At 64.4% G+C, this 1,060-nt stretch carries 1 protein-coding gene; it reads right to left on the reverse strand.

The window, feature by feature from the left end; translation table 11 throughout:
• Positions 1-546: 546 nt before the first annotated feature.
• Positions 547-1,060 (reverse strand): pitrilysin family protein (locus tag KIP88_RS45815; protein ID WP_214494621.1); only part of this gene is annotated, 514 nt, incomplete at its 5' end.

The following is a 1,060-nucleotide window of genomic DNA, read 5'->3' on the forward strand; positions in this document are numbered from 1 at the left end:
CTAGTTGGCCTTGTCTTGCCTTGTCTCACTGATCCCTTCACTTCAGATCACGAAAGCCCATTCATGAAAGCGGCTTGCGGGAAAACTGCACGAGCCGTTTGAGCGGCGGGCGGAGGCAAGCCCTTCAATGGGCGCCTCCCCCGACCCGACACTCCGAGGACGGGAAAGCCGGCCACATGGGGAAACGAAACTTGAACAGATAGCAGTGAAAGCTGTGAACCAACTGCCGAAGAGCGTGGTGGGGGAAATCCGCACGCCACGTTCTGTGAGAACCGGGGGCGGGCGACCGCCTCCGGTGACCCGGTGGGCGGAGCTGCGAGGCTCCTCCCTCTCGATCAATCACTTTCGGGGATCCCGTCAGCGAAGGGGGAGGGAGCCCGTAGGGAGTCCGTCCGCCAATGCGCCCCTTACTGATCCCAATGACTTCGGAGTCATCTGCAACGCGCTGTGAGGTGAGCACCCCCGTTCAGGTCCGCCCTTGCGGCCCCTCGCGGGGGAGGGGGTAGGGACAGGGATAAGCCGCAACGGAGGTGCGCCTAGAAAGCGTCAGTTCGACTTCGGGGTCGCCGCTGGCGGCTGGGCGGCCGCCTGCGGGGCGCGGCCGACGATTACGGTGAGCAGGCCGTCGCCCCAGAGCTTCTTCGCGACCCGCCTGGTGTCATCAAGCGTCACCGCGTCGACGATGGCGTTGCGCTTCTCGATATAGTCGATCGGCAGCTTGTCGAGCTGATACTGCAACAACGCCTGCGCCAGCTTGGAGGAGGTGTCGAGCGCCAGCATCTGCGAGCCCTTGAGGTAGGACTTCGCCTCGTCGAGCTCCTGCTGCGTCGGGCCCTCCTCGGCGATGCGGCGGATTTCCTTCTCGACCGCATCGACGGTCTCGCAGGCGCGATCGGCGCGGGTGCCGGTCTTGCCGATGAACAGCGCGGAGTGATCCATCCAGAGCAGCGCTTCATGGATCGAATAGGCCAGCCCGCGCTTCTCGCGCACTTCCTTGAAGAGCCGCGACGACAGGCCGCCGCCGCCGAGAATGTGGTTCACCACATCGGCCGCCATGAAA

The sequence above is a fragment of the Bradyrhizobium sp. SRL28 genome (assembly GCF_018596315.1).
Taxonomy (GTDB): Bacteria; Pseudomonadota; Alphaproteobacteria; order Rhizobiales; family Xanthobacteraceae; genus Bradyrhizobium.